The organism is Mycobacterium sp. MAC_080597_8934 (assembly GCF_000523975.1).
GTDB classification, from domain to species: Bacteria; Actinomycetota; Actinomycetes; order Mycobacteriales; family Mycobacteriaceae; genus Mycobacterium; species Mycobacterium avium.
The window spans coordinates 17,159-35,368 of record NZ_JAOS01000056.1 but is presented as its reverse complement, the minus strand read 5'-3'; the positions used below and the strand labels follow the sequence as shown (position 1 = coordinate 35,368).

The 18,210-nt window shown below is 70.2% G+C and carries 20 protein-coding genes and 1 pseudogene; 9 read left to right on the top strand and 12 right to left on the bottom strand.

Features of this window, described 5'->3' with window-relative positions:
* The first annotated feature begins 85 nt into the window (after window positions 1–85).
* From NF20_RS24345 to NF20_RS24335, 3 genes are all read left to right on the top strand, one after another.
* A complete protein-coding gene (locus NF20_RS24345) occupies window positions 86–442 on the top strand; it encodes a DUF732 domain-containing protein (RefSeq protein WP_003873909.1) in 357 nt (118 codons plus the stop codon).
* 52 nt (window positions 443–494) lie between these two features.
* Window positions 495–1,898: a mannitol dehydrogenase family protein gene (locus tag NF20_RS24340; RefSeq protein ID WP_011726281.1), complete on the top strand. Its 1,404-nt coding sequence runs from the start codon at window positions 495–497 to the stop codon at window positions 1,896–1,898.
* Window positions 1,899–1,971: 73 nt separating this feature from the next.
* Window positions 1,972–2,754: a hypothetical protein gene (locus NF20_RS24335; protein WP_003873911.1), complete on the top strand. Its 783-nt coding sequence runs from the start codon at window positions 1,972–1,974 to the stop codon at window positions 2,752–2,754.
* On the opposite strand, the gene NF20_RS24330 is transcribed toward NF20_RS24335, so the two are convergent.
* The 3 genes from NF20_RS24330 to NF20_RS24320 all read right to left on the bottom strand — a co-directional run bounded on the left by NF20_RS24330 (window position 2,730) and on the right by NF20_RS24320 (window position 4,489).
* Window positions 2,730–3,401 carry a GAP family protein gene (locus NF20_RS24330; protein ID WP_011726283.1) on the bottom strand — a complete coding sequence of 224 codons (672 nt, stop codon included), beginning with the start codon at window positions 3,399–3,401 and terminating at the stop codon, window positions 2,730–2,732. The genes NF20_RS24335 and NF20_RS24330 overlap by 25 nt on opposite strands.
* Before the next feature lie 60 nt (window positions 3,402–3,461).
* Complete coding sequence (locus NF20_RS24325) at window positions 3,462–4,115, bottom strand: GAP family protein (protein ID WP_009979524.1); 654 nt, start codon at window positions 4,113–4,115, stop codon at window positions 3,462–3,464.
* A gap of 68 nt (window positions 4,116–4,183) precedes the next feature.
* Window positions 4,184–4,489: a hypothetical protein gene (locus tag NF20_RS24320; RefSeq protein WP_003873914.1), complete on the bottom strand. Its 306-nt coding sequence runs from the start codon at window positions 4,487–4,489 to the stop codon at window positions 4,184–4,186.
* A gap of 76 nt (window positions 4,490–4,565) precedes the next feature.
* On the opposite strand from NF20_RS24320, the gene NF20_RS24315 reads away from it, so the two are divergent.
* On the top strand, window positions 4,566–6,086 hold the full coding sequence (locus tag NF20_RS24315) for a glycosyltransferase family 39 protein (RefSeq protein ID WP_033710922.1): 1,521 nt from the start codon (window positions 4,566–4,568) through the stop codon (window positions 6,084–6,086).
* Window positions 6,087–6,089: 3 nt separating this feature from the next.
* Here the strand turns inward: NF20_RS24315 and NF20_RS24310 are convergent, their stop codons facing one another.
* The gene (locus NF20_RS24310; protein ID WP_003879204.1) at window positions 6,090–6,911 is read right to left on the bottom strand and encodes a family 16 glycosylhydrolase; all 822 of its coding nucleotides are present in this window, start codon (window positions 6,909–6,911) and stop codon (window positions 6,090–6,092) included.
* Between the two features lie 118 nt (window positions 6,912–7,029).
* Complete coding sequence (locus NF20_RS24305; RefSeq protein WP_009979529.1) at window positions 7,030–8,049, bottom strand: NADP-dependent oxidoreductase; 1,020 nt, start codon at window positions 8,047–8,049, stop codon at window positions 7,030–7,032.
* Window positions 8,050–8,106: 57 nt separating this feature from the next.
* Here NF20_RS24305 and NF20_RS24300 point away from each other — a divergent pair, with 57 nt between their 5' ends.
* Window positions 8,107–8,769 (top strand): DUF3060 domain-containing protein, encoded by a 663-nt coding sequence (locus NF20_RS24300; RefSeq protein WP_033710920.1) that lies wholly within the window; start codon window positions 8,107–8,109, stop codon window positions 8,767–8,769.
* Between the two features lie 3 nt (window positions 8,770–8,772).
* On the opposite strand, the gene NF20_RS24295 is transcribed toward NF20_RS24300, so the two are convergent.
* From NF20_RS24295 to NF20_RS24280, 4 genes and pseudogenes are all read right to left on the bottom strand, one after another.
* Complete coding sequence (locus NF20_RS24295; RefSeq protein WP_033710919.1) at window positions 8,773–9,159, bottom strand: hypothetical protein; 387 nt, start codon at window positions 9,157–9,159, stop codon at window positions 8,773–8,775.
* Window positions 9,160–9,224: 65 nt separating this feature from the next.
* Window positions 9,225–10,592, bottom strand: coding sequence for a hypothetical protein (locus tag NF20_RS25745; RefSeq protein ID WP_255343506.1), 1,368 nt, complete (start codon window positions 10,590–10,592; stop codon window positions 9,225–9,227).
* 147 nt (window positions 10,593–10,739) lie between these two features.
* Window positions 10,740–12,704, bottom strand: a pseudogene (locus tag NF20_RS24285) (Hsp70 family protein).
* Window positions 12,705–12,860: 156 nt separating this feature from the next.
* Window positions 12,861–14,087, bottom strand: a complete 1,227-nt coding sequence (locus tag NF20_RS24280; protein ID WP_003873922.1) for a hypothetical protein — start codon at window positions 14,085–14,087, stop codon at window positions 12,861–12,863.
* Between the two features lie 38 nt (window positions 14,088–14,125).
* Here NF20_RS24280 and NF20_RS24275 point away from each other — a divergent pair, with 38 nt between their 5' ends.
* Together NF20_RS24275 and NF20_RS24270 are read left to right on the top strand one after the other, a co-directional pair.
* On the top strand, window positions 14,126–14,746 hold the full coding sequence (locus NF20_RS24275) for a TetR/AcrR family transcriptional regulator (protein ID WP_023871574.1): 621 nt from the start codon (window positions 14,126–14,128) through the stop codon (window positions 14,744–14,746).
* Window positions 14,747–14,750: 4 nt separating this feature from the next.
* Window positions 14,751–15,230 carry a nuclear transport factor 2 family protein gene (locus tag NF20_RS24270; protein WP_003873924.1) on the top strand — a complete coding sequence of 160 codons (480 nt, stop codon included), beginning with the start codon at window positions 14,751–14,753 and terminating at the stop codon, window positions 15,228–15,230.
* Window positions 15,231–15,233: 3 nt separating this feature from the next.
* Here NF20_RS24270 and NF20_RS24265 read toward each other — a convergent pair whose 3' ends face one another.
* Window positions 15,234–15,893, bottom strand: a complete 660-nt coding sequence (locus NF20_RS24265) for a L,D-transpeptidase family protein (RefSeq protein ID WP_003879195.1) — start codon at window positions 15,891–15,893, stop codon at window positions 15,234–15,236.
* Between the two features lie 98 nt (window positions 15,894–15,991).
* Window positions 15,992–16,636, bottom strand: coding sequence for a phosphatase PAP2 family protein (locus tag NF20_RS24260; RefSeq protein ID WP_033711181.1), 645 nt, complete (start codon window positions 16,634–16,636; stop codon window positions 15,992–15,994).
* A 58-nt stretch (window positions 16,637–16,694) separates the two neighbouring features.
* Here NF20_RS24260 and NF20_RS24255 point away from each other — a divergent pair, with 58 nt between their 5' ends.
* Complete coding sequence (locus NF20_RS24255; RefSeq protein WP_003873927.1) at window positions 16,695–17,177, top strand: hypothetical protein; 483 nt, start codon at window positions 16,695–16,697, stop codon at window positions 17,175–17,177.
* On the opposite strand, the gene NF20_RS24250 is transcribed toward NF20_RS24255, so the two are convergent.
* Window positions 17,161–17,445 carry a hypothetical protein gene (locus NF20_RS24250; protein WP_003873928.1) on the bottom strand — a complete coding sequence of 95 codons (285 nt, stop codon included), beginning with the start codon at window positions 17,443–17,445 and terminating at the stop codon, window positions 17,161–17,163. The genes NF20_RS24255 and NF20_RS24250 overlap by 17 nt on opposite strands.
* 56 nt (window positions 17,446–17,501) lie before the next feature.
* Here NF20_RS24250 and bluB point away from each other — a divergent pair, with 56 nt between their 5' ends.
* A complete protein-coding gene (gene bluB, locus NF20_RS24245; RefSeq protein ID WP_019733757.1) occupies window positions 17,502–18,161 on the top strand; it encodes a 5,6-dimethylbenzimidazole synthase in 660 nt (219 codons plus the stop codon).
* Window positions 18,162–18,210: the final 49 nt, after the last annotated feature.

Here is an 18,210-nt window from a genome sequence, read left to right as displayed (position 1 = left end):
TCCGGATGTGTTTGCGCAGCGGTTTTTCGCACTTCTGTGTCAAAGTGCATCATCCGCATCGGGCACAGACGAAGGAGAAGGTTGGATGGCGGCACGCAGGCTGGTTGGCCGGGTAACGGGCGCGGCGCTGACGGCGGGCCCACTGGTGCTGGCGGGGATGCTGACGGCGACCGTGACGGCCGGCCCGGCCCGGGCGGACCAGGCCGCCTTCCTCAACGACCTGCACAACGCCGGGATCCATGCCGTCAACGGCGGCGACGACGCGCTCCTGCAAATGGGCGCGGATTTGTGCCAACAGCTGTCCTGGGGGGCGTCTCCCCAGCAGCTGGAGGGGCTCGCGCTGCAGCGCTCCGACGCCGACCAGGGCACCGGCGGCATCAACGGCCGGCAGGCCGCGGACGTGGTGATCTTCGCGTTGCGCGATCTGTGCCCCAACGCCTAGCACCGGCCCGGTCGCTACCCAGGCGTCCGGTCCAGGCTAGGGTGACAGTCGAGTGAAGCTGAACGCACATAACCTGACCGGTCTCAAAATCCCCGTCCCGACCTATGACCGTAGCCAAATCGGCATCGGCATAGCGCATTTCGGCGTCGGGGGTTTTCATCGTGCCCACCAGGCCATGTACCTGGACCGCTTGCTGAACGACGGCCTCGCCCGGGACTGGGGCATCTGCGGTATCGGCGTGCTGCCCGACGACCGGCGCATGCGCGACGCGCTGCGCAGCCAGGACTACCTCTACACGCTGATCCTGGAACATCCCGACGGCACCCAGGAGCCGCGCGTCATCGGATCCATCGTCGACTTCCGTTACGCGCCTGAGGATCCCGGTTCCGTCGTCGATCTGCTGGCCGATCCCGCCACCCGGATCATCTCGCTCACCATCACCGAGGGCGGCTACCAGCCGCCGCTCAGCGCGGCGTTCGAGTTGGTGGCCGAGGCGCTGAATCGGCGACGGGAGCGTGGCCTGCCCTCTCCGACGATCGTCTCCTGCGACAACATCATCAAAAACGGAGACGTGGCCCGGCGCGCCTTCACCGCCCACGCCGAGCAGGTCAATCCCGAACTCGCGCAATGGATGCGGGAGAACACCACCTTCCCCAACTCGATGGTCGACCGGATCACCCCGACGCCCACACCGGACCTCGTCGACCGGTTGGCCGCCGAGTTCGGCGTGCAGGACGCCGAGCCGGTGGTGGCCGAGCCGTTCGCCATGTGGGTGCTCGAGGACGACTTCGCCGACGGGCGGCCCCCGCTGGACAAGGCCGGCGTGCGGCTGGTCGACGACGTGGCGCCCTACGAGGCGATCAAGCTGCGGCTGCTCAACGCCGGCCATCAGGGCCTGTGCTATTTCGCCTACCTGGCCGGATACCGCGAGGTGCACGAGGCCGCCCAGGATCCGGTGATCGCGGAATTCCTTGCCCGCTACATGGATTCGGAGGCGATGCCGACGCTGCCGCGGATGCCCGGCCTGGAAGACTTCCGCGACGGCCTCATCCCCCGCTTCGCCAACGCCTATGTGGGCGACCAGGTGGCCCGGCTGTGCGCGGACTCCTCCGACCACATCCCGAAGTGGCTCTTGCCGGTGGTGCACGACAACCTGCGCTCCGGCGGCCCGGTGCAGCTGTCCGCGGCGATCGTCGCGAGCTGGGCTCGCTACGCCGAGGGCGTCGACGAACAGGGCCGCCCGATCGAGGTGGTGGACCGGCTCGCCGACACCCTGGTGCCGCTCGCCCGCTCGCAGCGCGAGAATCCGGACGCGTTTCTGGCCAACCGTGCGGTGTTCGGCGACCTGATCGACGCACCGCGCTTCCGCGAGGCCTACCGGTGGGCCCTGGACTCGCTGCACCGGCGCGGCGCGCGCGCGACGTTGCGGGCGCTGATCGGGGCCGACGGGTCGTGAGCCTGGTCGCGGGCATCGACCCGGGCACGGACCCCGCGGCCTGACCTAGGCTGGGCGGGGAACAGCCAAAGACATGGACGCACAGGGCTATTGCGCGCGGTGGCGGCAGAACGCCGATCGCCGAGGCGTGGCCGCGCGGGTGGTCGACGAGATCGTCCGGCGCCACGGCATCACCCCGGCGCGCTTCGCGGTGCTCGAGACCCTGACCGAGTTCCGGGACCCGCTCGGCAAATCGTATTTCCTGCTGCGCCCGGACACCCCCGGCGAGCACGCCCGGGAGGCGGTGCTGATGACCTACATCCTCAATGCCGGCACCGATTACGGGATTGGCAAGGCGCCCACCGACTTTCCGCCCACCCCCTACAGCGCCGCGGAGGCGGTGCGCATCATCGCCCGCCAGCACGCCAACGACTGGAGCTATCGCCGCGACGTCCGGTTCGTGCACCGCAACGGAGCTCGCCTGGTCACCACCCCCAACGGCATGCTGATGGGATTGGGCGGCAACGGGATTCAACGGCTGTTCAGCGCGCGGGGCGGTACCACCTGGGGCGACATCTTCATGGTCAACCTGGGCCGGCTGGCCGACCCGGTCGACCAGCTGCACCGGATCATCCGCTCCGGACGCGCCTGGGGCCGGGACGCGCACGGCGTCCCGCGCGCCGCCCACCTCGACCTGGACCGCTTGTTGCACCACGAGGAACGGCACGCCGCGCAGTGGGCGGCCCGCGGTTATTTCGGCATGCTCACCGGCTACGGCCGGGAGTTGTTCCGCGAGTTGGTTTTTCGGGTGGTCAACCGATTCGAGGAAGACGCGGGATTGTGCGACGGGGGCTACAGGGCGTCGATCCCGTGGTAAAGCACCATCGCGCCGATCACCACCAGGACCGCCGCGAGCAGGGCGGCGTTGTTGCGGTCCATCCAGTCCCTGAGCCGGGCCAGCGCGTCGTCGAGGCGGCTGCCGGCCGCCAGATAGGCCAGTATCGGGATCGCGACGCTGGACGCCGCGACCGCGACGAAGAACAGCGCGGCCATCCAGTCGCCGATCGGGCCGAGTCCGCTGCTGCCGATGGCCAATCCGGCCGGGACGCAGATGAGCGCCACATCCGGGCGCACCACCGCGAGCACCGCCCCGGTGATGCCGGCGCGGGCCGGGGTGATGCTGGCGAATGACCGCATCCAGGCCGGCGACTCGCTGTGCCGGTGCCGGGTCTGCCAGCGGAAAATGCCGTAGCCGATCAGCCCCGCCCCCAACACCACCCGCAGCCACGACGACCACCGCGGCGGCGACCTGTCCAGGCCGCCGAGCAGGTGCGAGGCCGCGACGGCGAGCGCGGTCAGCGCGGCCAGGCTCAGCAGCCAGCCGCCCAGGAACGCCAGGCTGCTCGGCCGCGGCCGCGGTGCCTGCAGCACCAGCACCGCCGGGATGACGGTGAGCGGCGACAAGGAGATGACCAGCCCCAGCGGCACCAGCCCGGTCAGCACGGTGCCCCAGCTTCCTGCCATGAGCGGCAATCCTGCCACCGCGACGCCGATGTGACGCCTAAACGCGCCGGGTCAGCCGGGTCAGGCCAGCGCGCGAATCCCGTTGTAGAGCACGATCAACCCGATCAGCAGCAGGATGACGGCCAGCATCGCGTCGTGGTTGGCTTCCATCCACGCTTTGAGGCGCTCCAGCGCATCGTCGAAGCGGTCCCCGGCACCGACGTAGACCAGGATCGGGACGGCCACCGTCGACGCGGCCAGCACGACGAAGATCGCGGCGGCGACCAGCTGGGCGCCCGCGCTCAGGCTGCTGTTGCCGACGGCCAAACCGGCTGCCGCACACAGGATGAGCACCTCGGGCCGCAGCGGCACCAGCACCGCCCCCACCACCCCGGCCCGCACCGGCGACAGCGCGGCGAACGAGCGCATCCAGCGCGGCATGCTGCGCTGCCGGTGCCGGGTGAACCAGTGGTAGGCGGCCAACGCGAGGAGCGCGACCCCGAAGACCAGCCGCACCCAGGACGCCCATTTCGGCGGGGTCGCGTGCAAGCCGCTGAGCAGCTCCGAACCACCGACGAACGCGGTGGTGAGCCCGACCAGGCCCAGCACCCAGCCGCCGAGGAAGGCGAGGCTGGCCGGGCGCGGGCGGGGCGCGTGCAACACCAGCACCGCGGGAATGACCGTGATCGGCGAGAGCGCGATGACCGCCGCCAGCGCCACCAGCTTGCTCAGCACCGATGCCCAACTTGGTTCCACGGGCAGCCATCATCGCATCGGCGCGACACCGGCGCATGGCTGCGCCGTCAGCCCTTGCGGCGCAGCGTCCAGGCCGGCACCCAGTGCGTCACGGTCCGGCATTTGGCGCCGTAGGCCACCGGATAGGTGACCAGGCCCCACCAGTCGCCCTGCTCGCACAGCGCCCAGCAACTCAGCCGCCCCTCCACCACCTTGTGCAGTTGCAGACCGTTGGGCTGATACCGCCCCGAGCGGTGCGGCTGGCGCGGGAACAACACGGTCAGATCGACCAGCACGGCGATCGGCGGGCGCACCACCCGAAACGGGCTGCGCACCGGTTGGCCGTTGTATCCGATCGACGCGAGCGGATCCATCGATCGATCATACGTTCGAATCCTGAGGTGTCCGAGTCCGCCGGGTGGCCCGACGGGCGTCTGGCAACATGGCGGTGTGTCCAGCCCGACCCGTCCGGCGGTACCGGCCGCGCTGGACCCGTGGATCGTCGCGGCGCTGGCCGCCGCGGTGAGCCTGGCCGGGGCCGCGCGGCCGTCCTTCTGGTACGACGAGGCCGCGACCATCTCGGCCTCCTACAGCCGGTCGCTGACCCAGATGTGGCACATGCTGGGCAATGTCGACGCCGTGCACGGCCTGTACTACCTGCTCATGCACGGCTGGTTCCGGCTCGTCCCGCCCACCGAGTTCTGGTCCCGCGCCCCCAGCGGGCTGGCGGTGGGGGCCGCCGCGGCCGGCGTCGTCGTGCTGGGCAGGCAGTTCTCGTCGCGCACGGTCGCGGTGGCCTCCGGTGTTTTCTGCGCGGTGTTGCCGCGCACCACCTGGGCCGGCGTCGAGGCCCGGCCGTATGCCCTGTCGATGATGGCCGCGGTGTGGCTGAGCGTGCTGCTGGTTTTCGCCGCCCGCCGCCAATCCCGTTGGCCGTGGCTGTGTTTCGGCCTCGCCCTGGTGTGCTCGGTGCTGCTCGACGCGTACATCGCGCTGCTGCTCGCGGCGTACGCCGTCTTCGTCGGCGTCTGCTGTCGCACCCGAACGGTGTTGTGGCGCTTCGGCATCAGCTCGGTGGTGGCGGTGGGGGTGCTGCTGCCGTTCCTGCTGACGGTGGCCGGGCAGGCGCACCAGATCAGCTGGGTGGCGCCGATCGGGCACCGCACCATCGAAGACGTGGTGATGCAGCAGTATTTCGAACGCAGCCCGCCGTTCGCCGTGCTGTCGGCGCTGCTGATCTGCGCGGCAATCGCGTTGTGGCTCAGCCGGTCCGCGCCGCTGGGGCCCTCGGAGCGGCAACTGCTGGTGCTGGCGACGTGCTGGGTCGGGATACCGACCGCGGCGATCGTGGCCTACTCGGCGCTGGTGCATCCGATCTACACGCCCCGCTACCTGTGCTTCACCGCGCCGGCGATGGCGCTGATCCTGGGCATCTGCAGCGCCGCGATAGCCGCCAAGCCCTGGGTGACCACCGCCGTGGTCGGTGTTTTCGCTATCGCTGCGGCACCGAATTATATTCGGGCACAGCGCAATCCGTATGCCAAGTATGGGATGGACTACAGCCAGGTTGCCGATCTGATCACCGCGAAGGCCGCACCCGGCGATTGCCTGCTGGTCAACGACACGGTGACTTTCATGCCCGCCCCGATGCGCCCGCTGCTGGCGGCGCGCCCGGACGCGTATCGCAAGCTGATCGATCTCACGCTGTGGCAGCGGGCCGTCGACCGCAACGACGTCTTCGACACCAACCTGATCCCCGAGGTGGTGGCCGGGCCGTTGAGCCACTGCGCCGTGCTGTGGATCATCACCCAGGCCGACCCCTCCGAGCCGGCGCACCAGCAGGGCCCGGCGCTGCCGCCGGGCCCGGTCTACGGGGCGACGCCCGCCTTCGCGGTGCCGCACGACCTGGGCTTCCGGCTGGTCGAGCGCTGGCAGTTCAACCTGGTTCAGGTGTTCGAGGCCACGAAGTGAGCGCTACCAGATGCGGATGTAGTCGATCAGCATCGACGACGGGAACACGCCCGCCGCGGGGTCACCGGCGCCCACCCCGCCGACGGCGAGGGTGAACATCGGCGTCATCCAGTAGCCGGGGTTGTTGAACGGCCAGCGGAAGTCGTCGGGCGCGCCGCCGGCGACGTGGATGGGTTTGTTGGGCACCTTGAAGTACTCGGCCCCGTCCCGGGAGAACTCGAATCCCTCTTCGCCCCAATGCATTCGCCAGGTGTGCCAGTTGCCGTCGACCAGACCGGGAATCGATTTGCCTTCCCACGTCTTGCCGTTGGAGGCGGCGTGCACGGTGGTGCCCGGGGGCCACTGGCCGTTGCCGTACCACTCGAAGATGTCCACCTCGCCGTCGGGCAGCGGGTCCTCGTTGACTCCCCAGAACGACGGCCACAGCCCGGGGAACAGGCAGTCCAGCTTGATCCGCGCCTCCCAGGTCTGGTTGATCATGCTGCGGAAGTTGCCGCGCAGCTTGCCGCTGTAGTAGGTGCCCATCTCCTGGGTGGCGCACAGCACCAGGTTGGAATTGCCGTCCTGGAACACGTTTCGGCGGTCGTCGCGGTAGATCCCGGCCACCGGCGGGAACACGTCGTCCTGCCAGGTCTGGATGGTCCACTTGCCCGGGTCGGGCGGCGAGCCGGCGGGACCGTCGAACTCGTCGGCGAAGATGTAGGGCCCGCCCCCGGCCGACGGCGGCGCTTCGGGCGCCGGCGGGGTGGCCCAGGCGCCGGGCAGGCGCATCGCAGCTCCCAGCATGCCGATTCCCGACATCAACATCATGCTGCGACGATCCATCTAGTAACCACCAATCGTTCGATGCCGGCCCGTCATGCGCGGCGCGATCTCCCCAAGCAACTCTCCCAAACGGTGTTATGAAACCACGCGCCGGGGTTGGGCCGCATCCCGCGCCCGCTCAGCCGGCGCCGGGTTCGCTGAGCTTAACCAGCGTCTTGCCGATGTTGACGCCGGTGAACAGCCCGTTGAGGGCGTCGACGCAGGATTCGATGCCCTCAAAGATGGTCTGCCGGTGGTGAAGTCGGCCCTCGGCCTCCCACTTCCGCAGCGCGGCGAACGCCTCGTCGAAGCGGCCCCACTGGTCGAGCGCGTTGAACCCCTGCATCAGCGCGGTCTTGGACAGCAGGTTCACGTAGTTGGCCGGGCCGGGATGGTCCCCGGTCAGGTAGCTGGAGATGACGCCGCACAGCACCACCCGGGCGCGGGGGGCCAGCCGGCCCAGCACGGCGTCCAGGATGGGCCCGCCCACGTTGTCGAAGTAGACGTCGACGCGGCGCGGGCAGTGCTGTTTGAGCGCCGCCGCGACGTCGTCGTTCTTGTAGTCGATGCACGCGTCGAACCCGAAGTCCGCCACCACCGCACGGCATTTCTCCGGTCCCCCGGCGATGCCCACCACCCGGGCGCCGGCGATCTTGGCGATCTGCCCGGCGATCGACCCGGTGGCGCCCGCGGCCGCCGACACCACCACCGTCTCGCCGGGCTGCGGGCGGCCGATGTCGGTCATCCCGAAATAGGCGGTGGCGCCGGTCGGTCCGTACACCGACATGATCGCCAGCTGGTCGTCCTCGCCGGGAATCGGCGTGCTGAACAGGTCGTCGCGGATGATCGCGTACTCCTGGAATCCGGTCAGCGTGGTGACCACGTCGCCGACGGCGAACGCGTCACAGCGCGAGGCCACCACCTCGCCGATCCCGGCCGCGCGAATGACCTCACCCAACTGCACCGGCGGCAGGTAGCTGGGCTGGTCGTCGAGCCAGGTGCGCGCCGCGGCGTCGATGCCGACGTAGGTGGTCCGCAGCAGCGCCTCCCCCTCGGCGGGTTCCGGCGCGGGGGTGGTGACCAGTTCGGTGTCGTCCGGCCGGACCAGTCCGGAGGGGCGGCGACGCAGCAGGATCTGGCGGTTCGGCAAATCGGGCACGGTCCTAAAAACTACCGAACGGGCCGAAACCGCAGAAGGGAATGGCATATTCAATCCATGGCAGCAAACGACGACCCGGAGGAGCGGATCCGGGAACTCGAGCGTCCGCTCGCCGACTCGGCGCGGGCCTCCGAGCAGGGCAGCGCGCCGCCCACCGGCCCGGGCTACCCTCCTGCGCCGGCGCCGTGGTCCTACGGCGGGCCCGTTCCCGGCCCGCCCGGGCAACGCCCGTCGGGCAACCGGGTGTGGTGGGTGGTGGGCACCCTCATCGCCCTCGGCGTGCTGGCCCTGGCCGGCGGCATCGCAGCCTTTGCGGCACACCAGCTTTCGGGGGTGAAGTCGATCATCAACTCGCCGCCCACCATATCCAGGACGTTCGGCCCGCCGCCGGGCATCTCGACGACGCCGGCCCCCTCGACGTCCCGCCGGACGCCGACGTCACCGGCCGCGCCGCCGGGCACCGAGCTCGGCGTCGCCGGGATCAACGAGAACCGCACGCTGGCCTGTGACGACAACCCGGTCAGCGTCAGCGGCGTGTCCAACACCGTGGTGATCACCGGGCATTGCACCAGCCTGTCGGTGTCGGGCGTGCAGAACACGGTCACCGTCGAGGCGGTCGAGCGCATCGACGCCTCGGGCTTCAACAACAAGGTTACCTACCACTCGGGCACACCGAGCATCAGCAACTCGGGTGGCTCGAACGTGGTCGGCCGGGGCTGACGGTCAGCCGGGCCGTTCGGGATCGTCGTCGAGGACGCTGACCGCGATGCCGTACGGCAGGAAGCGCACCTTGCGTTTGGGGTCGACGTTGTCCTTGTTGGCCCGCAGCGCGTCGAGCTCGGTGGCGAAGACCTGTTCGACGTGCGCGCCGCCGCCGGCGTCCACGGTGTAGATGGCCCACACCCCGTCGCCGGCTTCCCCGGCGGTCTCCGGCGCGGGGCGACCCCGCCGCGACAGGTCCTCGAAAAGGGAGGACCAGCCGGTCCGGGCGCCCGGAGCGGCGACGAACTTGCTGACCCGCTCGAACACCTCGCGCAGCCCTTCGCTGCCCTCACGGATCATCCGATCGAACTCGTCGGGGTCGAATCCGAACCCACCCTGCTCGCCCACGCGACCTCCTTGCCGCTCGTGCCGTACCTGCCAGTGTGCGCCCGGCCGGCCGGGTGTGCCAGGTGCTATGGGCCGGGCGGCGGCGCCGGCGGGGTGATCGGGATCGGCACCGTGACGAACGGGAAGTGCAGGTACATCGTCACCGGTGGCTGGTGGGGCACCGGCGGGCGGCCGGCGGCGGCGCGGCGCCGGAGGTGGGCGGCCGGGGCGGCGCGGCGGCGCGCGGCGCCGGCTGCTCGACGGCCGCGGCTGGTACTGCGGTGTGGGCCGGCCGGGCGCGGTAGACCGGCGCCGGGGCGCGGTGGTGACCGGGTCTGCGGCGCCGCCTGCTGGACGGCTCCGGCGCCGGGCGGCCACCTCGGTGGGGTCGGGCGGGGCGGCGTGCTCGGCGCGGCGGCTGCGCCGCGGCGGGTTGCTCGGCGGCGGCGCCGGCAGCTGGATCCCCGGGTGGCGACGCTGACGCCCTGGTTGTGCCGGGTGTTCGTGCTGTGACCGTCCGAGGTCAGCGTCACCAGCACCACGCCGCCGATCACCGCGGCGATGCCGGCCAGCGCGCCGCCGGCCAGCAGCATCGACCACGGCCGGCGCGGGGCCGGCTCCTCCTCGTCGGGGACGGCGCTGTAGGCGCGCACGCCGGTGCCCGCACCGGTGTCGCCCCACACATCCAGATAGGTGGGGTTGAACGCGGGTGGATCCATCTCCCCGGTGCCCGGGTCCAGCGCGTAGGCCAGCGCCGCCGTCGACGACGCGAACAGCGGCGCGTTCGCCGAGGCCAGGGCCGCGCCGCGGGCCAGCGCCATGTCCGGCTCCTCGGGGCCGGTGACCGGAACGGGGCTGGCCGCCTCCAGCGCCGGTTTCACCGCGACGATGTCGGTTCCGCAGCCGACCACGAACACGCCGTCGGCGCGGGTGTCGCGCGCATCCAGGCCGGCGACCATCGCCGCCAGCTCGGCCGCCACCGGCGCGCCGGGGCCGTGCGGGATCTGGTGGCGGTGCAGATCGACGATCGAACCGTCGCTCACGTCGACGACCGCCAGCGTCGCGCTGCGCGGCTCGACGAACAGCATCCCGATGTGCCCGTAGCCGAGCGCATACCCGACCGTCTGCGCCAGCGCGGCCGCGGCCAGCAGCGGCGAGACCAACATCACGTTGCCCAGCTCGTGGGAGGCGATCGCATCCCGCAACGCCGCGGCCCCGGTGGGGTCGGTCCAGGTAACCCCCGTCGAGGTCAGCCGGTGGCCGCCCTCGAAAACTCCCTCGCGGGTGCCGATGATCGCGTCGATCACCTGGTCGGCCGCCGAATTCGCCGAATTCCCAGCGGCTCCGACCGCGAACTCTTCCTGTTCGACGGTCACGCCGTCGGCATTCTGTCCTTCGATCGCTACCAGGCGGACCGTCCCGGGAGCCATCGACACCCCAAGCACGATGTCCACGTAACGCCTCCAAGGTCTTGCACTGCCCCGCGCGACCCAGACCGGGCCGGGCGAGGGCATGGCGGGTAAACCCCGCATGAACTTGGTGACACCACGCTACCCGCGCGCGACTCGGCGCGCAGATGGACTGCCTGAGCAGGATGGACGCTAATACCCCGGGCCGTAGTAGGGGTTTTGGGAGTTCCCCGGGTATTGCGGATATTCGTTGCCCGGATATTGCGGGTACTGCGGATACTCGTTCGACGGATACTGCGGCGTCGCGGGAGCCTGCTTCTGCGGCACCGGCACCGGGATCGGAACCGGCAGCAGCGGAACGTGGATCCACTCGGTGGTCATCGGCACCGTGGTGGTGGTGCTGGTGGTGGTCGGCTCCTGCGTCGTCGTCGGTGGCGGCGGTGTGGTGGTGGGCGTCGGACTCGGCGTCGGCGCCGTGGTGGTGAGCGCCGGCGGGGCCGTGGTCGTCGGCGGCGCGGTGTGCCGCGGCGTGTAGGTCGGCGCCGGCGGTGCCGTGGTCACCACGACCGGAGGCGGCGGCGCCGGCGGTGGCGACGGTGGCGGCGGGGGCGGCTGCGGCGGTGGCGGCGCCGGGCTGGGACCGGTTGCGCGCTGGGCGGTGGCGGCGGGGCACCGCGGTGGGCGGCGCGACGGCCGACGGCGGCACCACCCGGCTGACCGGCGGCAGCGGGGCGACGGACGGCGCCGGCGGGCCTGGCGGTTTTCGATCCCGGTCAGCGTGTAGGCCACCCCGCCGATCGCGGTCATGGCGACCGCGGCGGACATCCCGATGATCAACTGGGAGAAGCGAAGTCGCCGCCAGGGCCGCCGCGGTTTGGGCGGGTCGATGACGTTGAGCCGCATCGACCAGCCGGCCGGGCCGTCCTCGTCATAAGTTTCGCCGCCGAACCGCATCCGCAGGTCACCGGGGTATTCGGTTTGCGACCAAGCTAATTCGCGGTCGGTCAGCGCCTCGTCGTCGATCACCAGCACATCGCCGGCGCCCAGGTCGACGACGTCGCCGGCGGCGTCGGCCGCCGCCAGCAGGCCGATCGAGGTGCGCGTGCGCATGTCCAGTTCGCCGCCGCGCGAGGCCAGCAGCAGCGCACCGGCCGCGGCCGCGAACGCCGGCTGCGACGGTGTCAGGATCGGTGTCCGGCCGTGCATCGAAAGTCGTTCCGTGACAAGCGGAATGCGTGCACCGCCACCGACGGTCACCACCGCCGCCAGGTCCGACCAGCTCTTGCGGTAGCGCACCAGCAGGTCGTCGAAGGCATAGATGAAGCCGGTCAGCCGGTCCTGCATCAGCTCTTCGAGATCGTCCTGCGTCAACGTCAGGCTGCAACTGCGCCCGCCGAGTTCGGCGGTGATCTCGGTGACGACGTCGGTGGAAAGCCGTTCCTTGGCGGCGCGGCACTGCTCCCGCAGCGCCGCGAGCTGTCCCACCCCGGCGGTGCTGGCCGGGTCGAGGCCGCTGCCGTGCCCGAGCTCCTCGAACGCCCGCAGCTGCAGCTCCTGGTCGATCTCGTCGCCGGACAGCGCGGTGTATCGCATTGTGGCGCTGACGAGTTCGAAGTCGCCGGCGACGTTCACCAGGGTGGCCGAGGTGCCGCTGCCGCCGAAGTCGAGCAGCCCGACCACGCCCTCGTCGGGCAGACCCAGTTCGGACTTCACCGCAGTCAGCGCGGCGATGGCGTCGCTGACCAGCCGCGGCGCCATGCCGCTGCGGACGAAGCCCAGGTGGGTGCGCAGCGCGTCGCGCAGCGCCTGCACGGTGCCGGGTTTCCAGTGCGCCGGGACCGCGATGGAAATCTCCGAAGACGCCGCATCCGCACCGGCGGCGAGCACCATCGCGTCCAGCGCCTCCACCGTCAACAGCTCCGGATCGTGCGCGGAACCGTCCGGCGACACCAGCGCGACCGAATCGCCGATGCGCTCCACAAAGCCCTTCATCGGCACGCCAGGCTCAGCCAGAAGCGGATTCTCTTCGGGCGCACCGATTTTCGGTGCGCAGTGCGGGTAAAGGGTCAGCACACAGCGGCGACTAACCGGTGGGCTTCCATTACGCGCAGCGACCAGGTTGGTGGTCCCGATCGACAACCCGAGCGGGTCGTACATAGAGCGAAAACCTTCGTCTATAGGGGTCGGTGGCCAGCGTCAACCATATCCGTGGACACGCCCAAAGCCGATGGGTTGCAACGTCATCGGTATATGGTCGATGCGGTTGTGTCACCGAAGTGGTACCGCGGACCCCTTGACAAACTCCCGTTGGACTCAGACCACGGTGAGGGGCAGCGATCGTCTCGGCTCGAATTGGAAGGTGGAACCGCCGCTGACCTTGGTCACCGAAACCTCCGGCAGCTCATCGGCGTCGGTGTCGGTTTCGACGAATTCGGCGGTCCAGTCGGTGTCGGTGCCGCTGACCCGCACGCCGATCCGCGGATTCACCGCGGTGGCGATCGCCTGCAGCGGTTGCACCGAACCCGGCGAGCACAGGGATATCCAGGCGGCGTCGTCGTGCGCCGGTGACCGGTGCACCAGCAGCCGGTTGCCGGCGATTTCGGAGACGACGTAGCCGGCGGGGTTGAGCAGCGGATGCAATTCGAGCACGCGCAGCACCGCGTCGATCCCGCCACCGGATCCGACGGCGCGATGGATTCGCTCGGCGGCCAGCCCGGCGACGCCGGTCAGGCCGCGGGTGCACACGGACACCGCCTCGGCATCATCGGCAGCGCGCTTTCGCACCGCGATGGCGAAAGACAGGTACAGCAAGTGCATTTGCAAACAGACCTCGTCGGCGATGCGCACCAGCGCCGAGTGCGAGAACGCGCCGAAGTCCAGGTCGGACAGCAGCGGCCCGGAATAGTCGGCCATGCCCTCGTCCGACGCATCGATCGGGTCGAGTTCCCAACCGGCAGCGCGGGTTTGGCGCACGATGTGCAGCGCCGGGATGGGCTGGGCCTCCGGATAGGACTCGTCGATGATCACGGTCCACGCGCAGTGCGGATGCCGGTCCGCGGGTTCGCGGGGCGGGCGGTGGATGGGCCGCACCTGGGCGCGCGGATTGGTGGCCACCGCGGTGGCGTCGAAGGTCGGGTCCTCGATGGTGTGGCACATCCCGAACACGTAGTCCGGGCCCATCGGTTCGACGTCGAGCAGCGCCCCGCAATGGTCGAGCTGAAACTCGCCGTGCCAGCGGTCGTGCACGGTGTAGCGGAAATCCATGAATTGCGGCGGCGCGCCGATGTCGAGCTGCAGCCCCTTGAAGATCGTGATGACGTCGTCGCCCTCGTAGCCCAGCGCCCGCTGCATGCGCCGGGTGTAGATCGGGCTCGCGCCGGCCCACTCCTCGATGGCGATCTGCACCATCTCGTCGCGGCCGAAGGAGCTGATGCACCAGGCCATGCCGGAGCGGTCCATCATCTGGCCGATCAGCAGCAGTTCGGGGACCAGGACGGCCAGCTCGGACCGGGACAGGCGGGCATACGGAGATTGGGCCACGGCCCAAAAATAGACTCGGCTATGTTATAAAGTCAACAATGTCCATTGCCGCAGGCCAGCAGTCCGGTCGCCCCGCGGGGCCCACCAGACGAACGACCGCGCCGCGCAAGCGCGGCGACGACACGCGGGCCAGGATCATCGACGAGACGGTCCGCTGCATCATCGAGGAGGGGTTCGCCGCCGCCACCGCCAAGCACGTGGCCGAGCGGGCGGGAGTGACCTGGGGCGTCATCCAGTACCACTTCGGCGACCGCAACGGCCTGCTGATGGCCGTGGTGGACGACGGGGTGGCCCGGCTGGTGGAAAGCCTGTCGTCGGCCGACGTCAGCGAGTTGCCGCTGCGGCAGCGCGTCGAGGTCGTCATCGACACCGCGTGGAGCTGCTACAGCAGCCCCACGTCGATGGCGGCGTTCGAGATCCTGCACGCCACCCGGGGCGCGCTGGGAGACTCGTCGCGCCGCCACCTGCTGGACATGAACGCCGCGATCGGCCAGCTCGGCCGACTGATCACCACGGATCCGGCGAATGCCGGTGTGGCCGAGGTGATTTGGGCGACGCTGCGCGGGGTTGTGCTGGCGCAGATGGTGATCGGGACGACCGTCGATTGGAGCCTGGAACGGCGTGCCCTGATCGACATGGTCACCCGTGTGCTGCAATGATCCGATGACCCTCGACGACCTGGCCGACATCGAAGCCATCAAGCAAGTCAAATACCGCTATCTGCGCGCGCTGGACACCAAGCACTGGGACGATTTCGCCGACACCCTCGCCGAGGACATCACGGCCGACTACGGCCCCTCGATCGGCAACGAACTGCACTTCACCAACCGCGCCGAGCTGGTCGAGTACATGCGAACCTCGCTGCCCGCGAACGTCATCACCGAACACCGGGTCACCCATCCCGACATCGTCGTCGACGGCGACACCGCCACGGGCAGTTGGTATCTGCAGGACCGGGTGATGGTCGCCGAGCTCAATTTCATGCTGATCGGCGCGGCCTTCTACCGCGACACCTACCGGCGCACCGAGCGGGGGTGGAAGATCAGCGGCACCGGCTACGACCGCACCTATGACGCCACCATGTCATTGGAGGGGCTGAATTTCACGCTCAAGCCGGGCCGGGCCATCGCCGGGGCGGACTGAGCGTCACTTGGTGATCGCAATGACCGCGCCGGGCCGCAGCCATTTCATGATCGACACCAGCTGAGCGTCGTCGACCGCCACGCAACCCTCGGTGGGTTTGCCGTCGGTGGTGTGAAAGAAGAACGCGGCGCCGCCGCCGGGGGTCTTGTTCTTGTTGACGCCCATCACCACCGCGTGCTTGTACTGCGGGATCTGCAGGTTCTCGCTTTCGGCGGTGTTGAACGGGCACTGGGCTTTCGGGCACACCTGCATGGAGTTGAAGGTGGGGCTGTGGTCGTCGCCGCTCCACCAGTAGTTGGGCCCAACGATCTGGGTGTAGGGCAGCCCGGTGCCGGGGTTGGGCGCGGTGCCGAAGGCGGAGTCCAGGCTGTAGACCCCCATCGGGGTGGCCGGAACGCCGCTCTTGGCCTGCGGCGCCATCCCGGCCGAGCCGACGTGGGTGGGCACGCCGGAGCGCAGCGACTGCCAGCCGGTGCCGGTGCGCTGGAAGATCTCCATGGTGGCGTTCGAGCCGCCGGTGCTGACCACCGAAACCACTTGTGTCGCATTGCCAACCGCGTTGGCGAACCAGGGAGCGCCGGCCGCGGCACTGATCGGCGAGAGCACCACCGAGGCGACGATCACGCACGCCGCAGCGCACAGTGACGTGAGCAGTCGGTGCATGCACTCCATCGTCGGACCGGCCCGTCCCGAGGGTCAAGTAAAGCTTTAGACCCGGTTAGGTCACCGCGCCGTGACCAAAAGCCCGCCGCCGCACGGCTTTAGCCCGAGCGGTCCGGAGCCGAAGGCCGAAACACCAAGAGACACAACAGGAAATACAGATAGCCCAGCGACCAGCCGGCCAGCACGTCGGACGGGTAGTGCACGTTCAGCATCACCCGGGACAGCCCGACCGCCGGCAGCGCCACCGCGACCGCGGCGACGAGGAGGCCGCGCAGCACCCGGTTCAGCATCGGCAGCGCGAACAACGTCATGGCCAACAGACCGGCCGTCGCCTCGAGCGCGTGTCCGGACGGAAACGACGTCGAGGCCGCGCCGACCAGCGCGGTCGGCGGCCGCGGCCGGTCGACCAGCGCCTTGGCCCCCGCGGTGACCAGCTCGTTGCACGGCGCGCAGGCCAGCGCCAGCACCAGCGCGGCCCGCAGCCGGCGCAGCACCACCGCGCACAGCGTCACCGCGATGCCCAGCACTGCCAGCGTGCCCGGGCCCAGCACCACCGACACCACCTCGGCCGCGCGCAGCCAGCCCGGGTGTTTGACCGCGAGGTCACGCGTGCCGTTCAGCAACGACCAGTCCATCCGCGCCAGCCAGCCCCAGCCGTGCCGGTAGCCGATCCACATCACCGCGTACACCGCCGTGGCCAGCAGGGCGATCGTCGCGGCGGGCGCGGGCCTCGGTCGCATCATTGCCCCATCGATACCAGCACGGACGCGCGACGGCGCGCGCGCCGTCATACTGGGCAGCATGGCCGTGTTTGTCCGTAGGTTGTTCGGCATCGGCAAGCTGCCCGACGACCTGCATGCCCAGGTCGAGGCGGAAGGCCTTATCTACCTTGCCGATTACGTCGCGGTGACCCGGCGATTCAGCGGCACCATCCCGGGCGTGCGGCTGCCGCACAGCGTCGCCAGCTACACGGGGTCGCTGGTGTTCACCTCCGAGCGGGTGCTGGCGACGCTGTCCATGCTGCCCCGGCTGGCCGGCCCGACCGTCAACGTTGCCTGGGACGCGCCGCAGACCGGGGCGGCCCAGGTGGAGATCTCCTCGACGGGATTGCAGGTGGACGTCGACGTCTCGCGGGTCGACGAGAAATTCAGCGGCGAGTTGTCACTGCACTACAAGGTCGCCATTCCCGCCGATGTGCTCAGCGGCCTGCCGCGCCACTCGCTGGCCTTCGACATGCCGCCGGAGTACGTGTTCCGCGCGGTCGGCGTTACCTATAGTCCCTGATCGTGATCCGCGGCCAGGGCGGCTGGCGCAGCACCGCCAGGCTGCCGATCACCGCCGCCAGCAGGCCGGTGATCACCCCGATCAGCGCCACCCGGCCGGTGTCCACGGCCGGCGTCCAGCGGGCCTGGCCGTCACGGATGGTGAAGACCCCCGGCGGTTTGCCGACCACGATGACGGTGGTGCCGTCCGGGGTCTGGTAGGGCTCGCCGTAGCCGCGGTCGGCGCCGCGGTCGGCGGCCAGTTGCTCGAGGACGTCGGAAGGCTTCACGGGCCACTCCCTTCAAGACACGATCCACGCTAGCCCGGATTTCCTACGATGGCTGCGTGACCGGTCCGGCTTTCAGTCCGCAGGAGCGACGGGCGGTCTATCGCGTCATCGCCGAACGGCGCGACATGCGCCGCTTCGTTGCGGGCGCGGTGGTGGACGAGCAGGTGCTGGCGCGGCTGCTGGCCGCCGCGCACGCCGCGCCCAGCGTGGGGCTGATGCAGCCGTGGCGCTTCATCCGGATCACCGACGCTGCGCTGCGCCGGCGCATTCACGCCCTCGTCGAGCAGGAACGGCCGCGCACCGCCGCCGCCCTGGGCGAGCGGGCGCAGGAGTTCCTGGCGCTCAAGGTGGAGGGCATCCTGGAGTGCGCCGAGCTTCTCGTGGTGGCCCTGGGCGACGACCGCGACAAGCACGTCTTCGGCCGGCGGACGTTGCCGCAGATGGACCTGGCGTCGGTGTCGTGCGCCATCCAGAATCTGTGGCTGGCGGCCCGGGCCGAAGGCCTGGGCATGGGCTGGGTGTCGCTGTTCGAGCCGCGGCCGCTGGCGGAGCTGCTCGGGTTGCCGGACGGCGCCGAACCGGTGGCCATCCTGTGCCTGGGACCGGTGCCCGAATTCCCCGATCGCCCGGCGCTGGAGCTGGACGGCTGGGCCACGCCGCGGCCGCTGGCGGAGTTCGTCTGCGAAAACCGGTGGGCGCAACCGCAGCTGCCCTGACCGGTCGGCGCGGCGGGAGTCGTCGCGGCATGTTGCGGTATCGTCGCCG

Excerpts from the sequence above, each read along its gene's own strand:
- NF20_RS24345 (WP_003873909.1), top strand. The coding sequence starts at position 86 with ATGGCGGCACGCAGGCTGGTTGGCCGGGTAACGGGCGCGGCGCTGACG.
- NF20_RS24335 (WP_003873911.1), top strand. The coding sequence starts at position 1,972 with ATGGACGCACAGGGCTATTGCGCGCGGTGGCGGCAGAACGCCGATCGC.
- NF20_RS24330 (WP_011726283.1), bottom strand. The coding sequence starts at position 3,401 with ATGGCAGGAAGCTGGGGCACCGTGCTGACCGGGCTGGTGCCGCTGGGG.
- NF20_RS24320 (WP_003873914.1), bottom strand. The coding sequence starts at position 4,489 with ATGGATCCGCTCGCGTCGATCGGATACAACGGCCAACCGGTGCGCAGC.
- NF20_RS24310 (WP_003879204.1), bottom strand. The coding sequence starts at position 6,911 with ATGGATCGTCGCAGCATGATGTTGATGTCGGGAATCGGCATGCTGGGA.
- NF20_RS24300 (WP_033710920.1), top strand. The coding sequence starts at position 8,107 with ATGGCAGCAAACGACGACCCGGAGGAGCGGATCCGGGAACTCGAGCGT.
- NF20_RS24275 (WP_023871574.1), top strand. The coding sequence starts at position 14,126 with ATGTCCATTGCCGCAGGCCAGCAGTCCGGTCGCCCCGCGGGGCCCACC.
- NF20_RS24270 (WP_003873924.1), top strand. The coding sequence starts at position 14,751 with ATGACCCTCGACGACCTGGCCGACATCGAAGCCATCAAGCAAGTCAAA.
- NF20_RS24265 (WP_003879195.1), bottom strand. The coding sequence starts at position 15,893 with ATGCACCGACTGCTCACGTCACTGTGCGCTGCGGCGTGCGTGATCGTC.
- NF20_RS24260 (WP_033711181.1), bottom strand. The coding sequence starts at position 16,636 with ATGATGCGACCGAGGCCCGCGCCCGCCGCGACGATCGCCCTGCTGGCC.
- NF20_RS24255 (WP_003873927.1), top strand. The coding sequence starts at position 16,695 with ATGGCCGTGTTTGTCCGTAGGTTGTTCGGCATCGGCAAGCTGCCCGAC.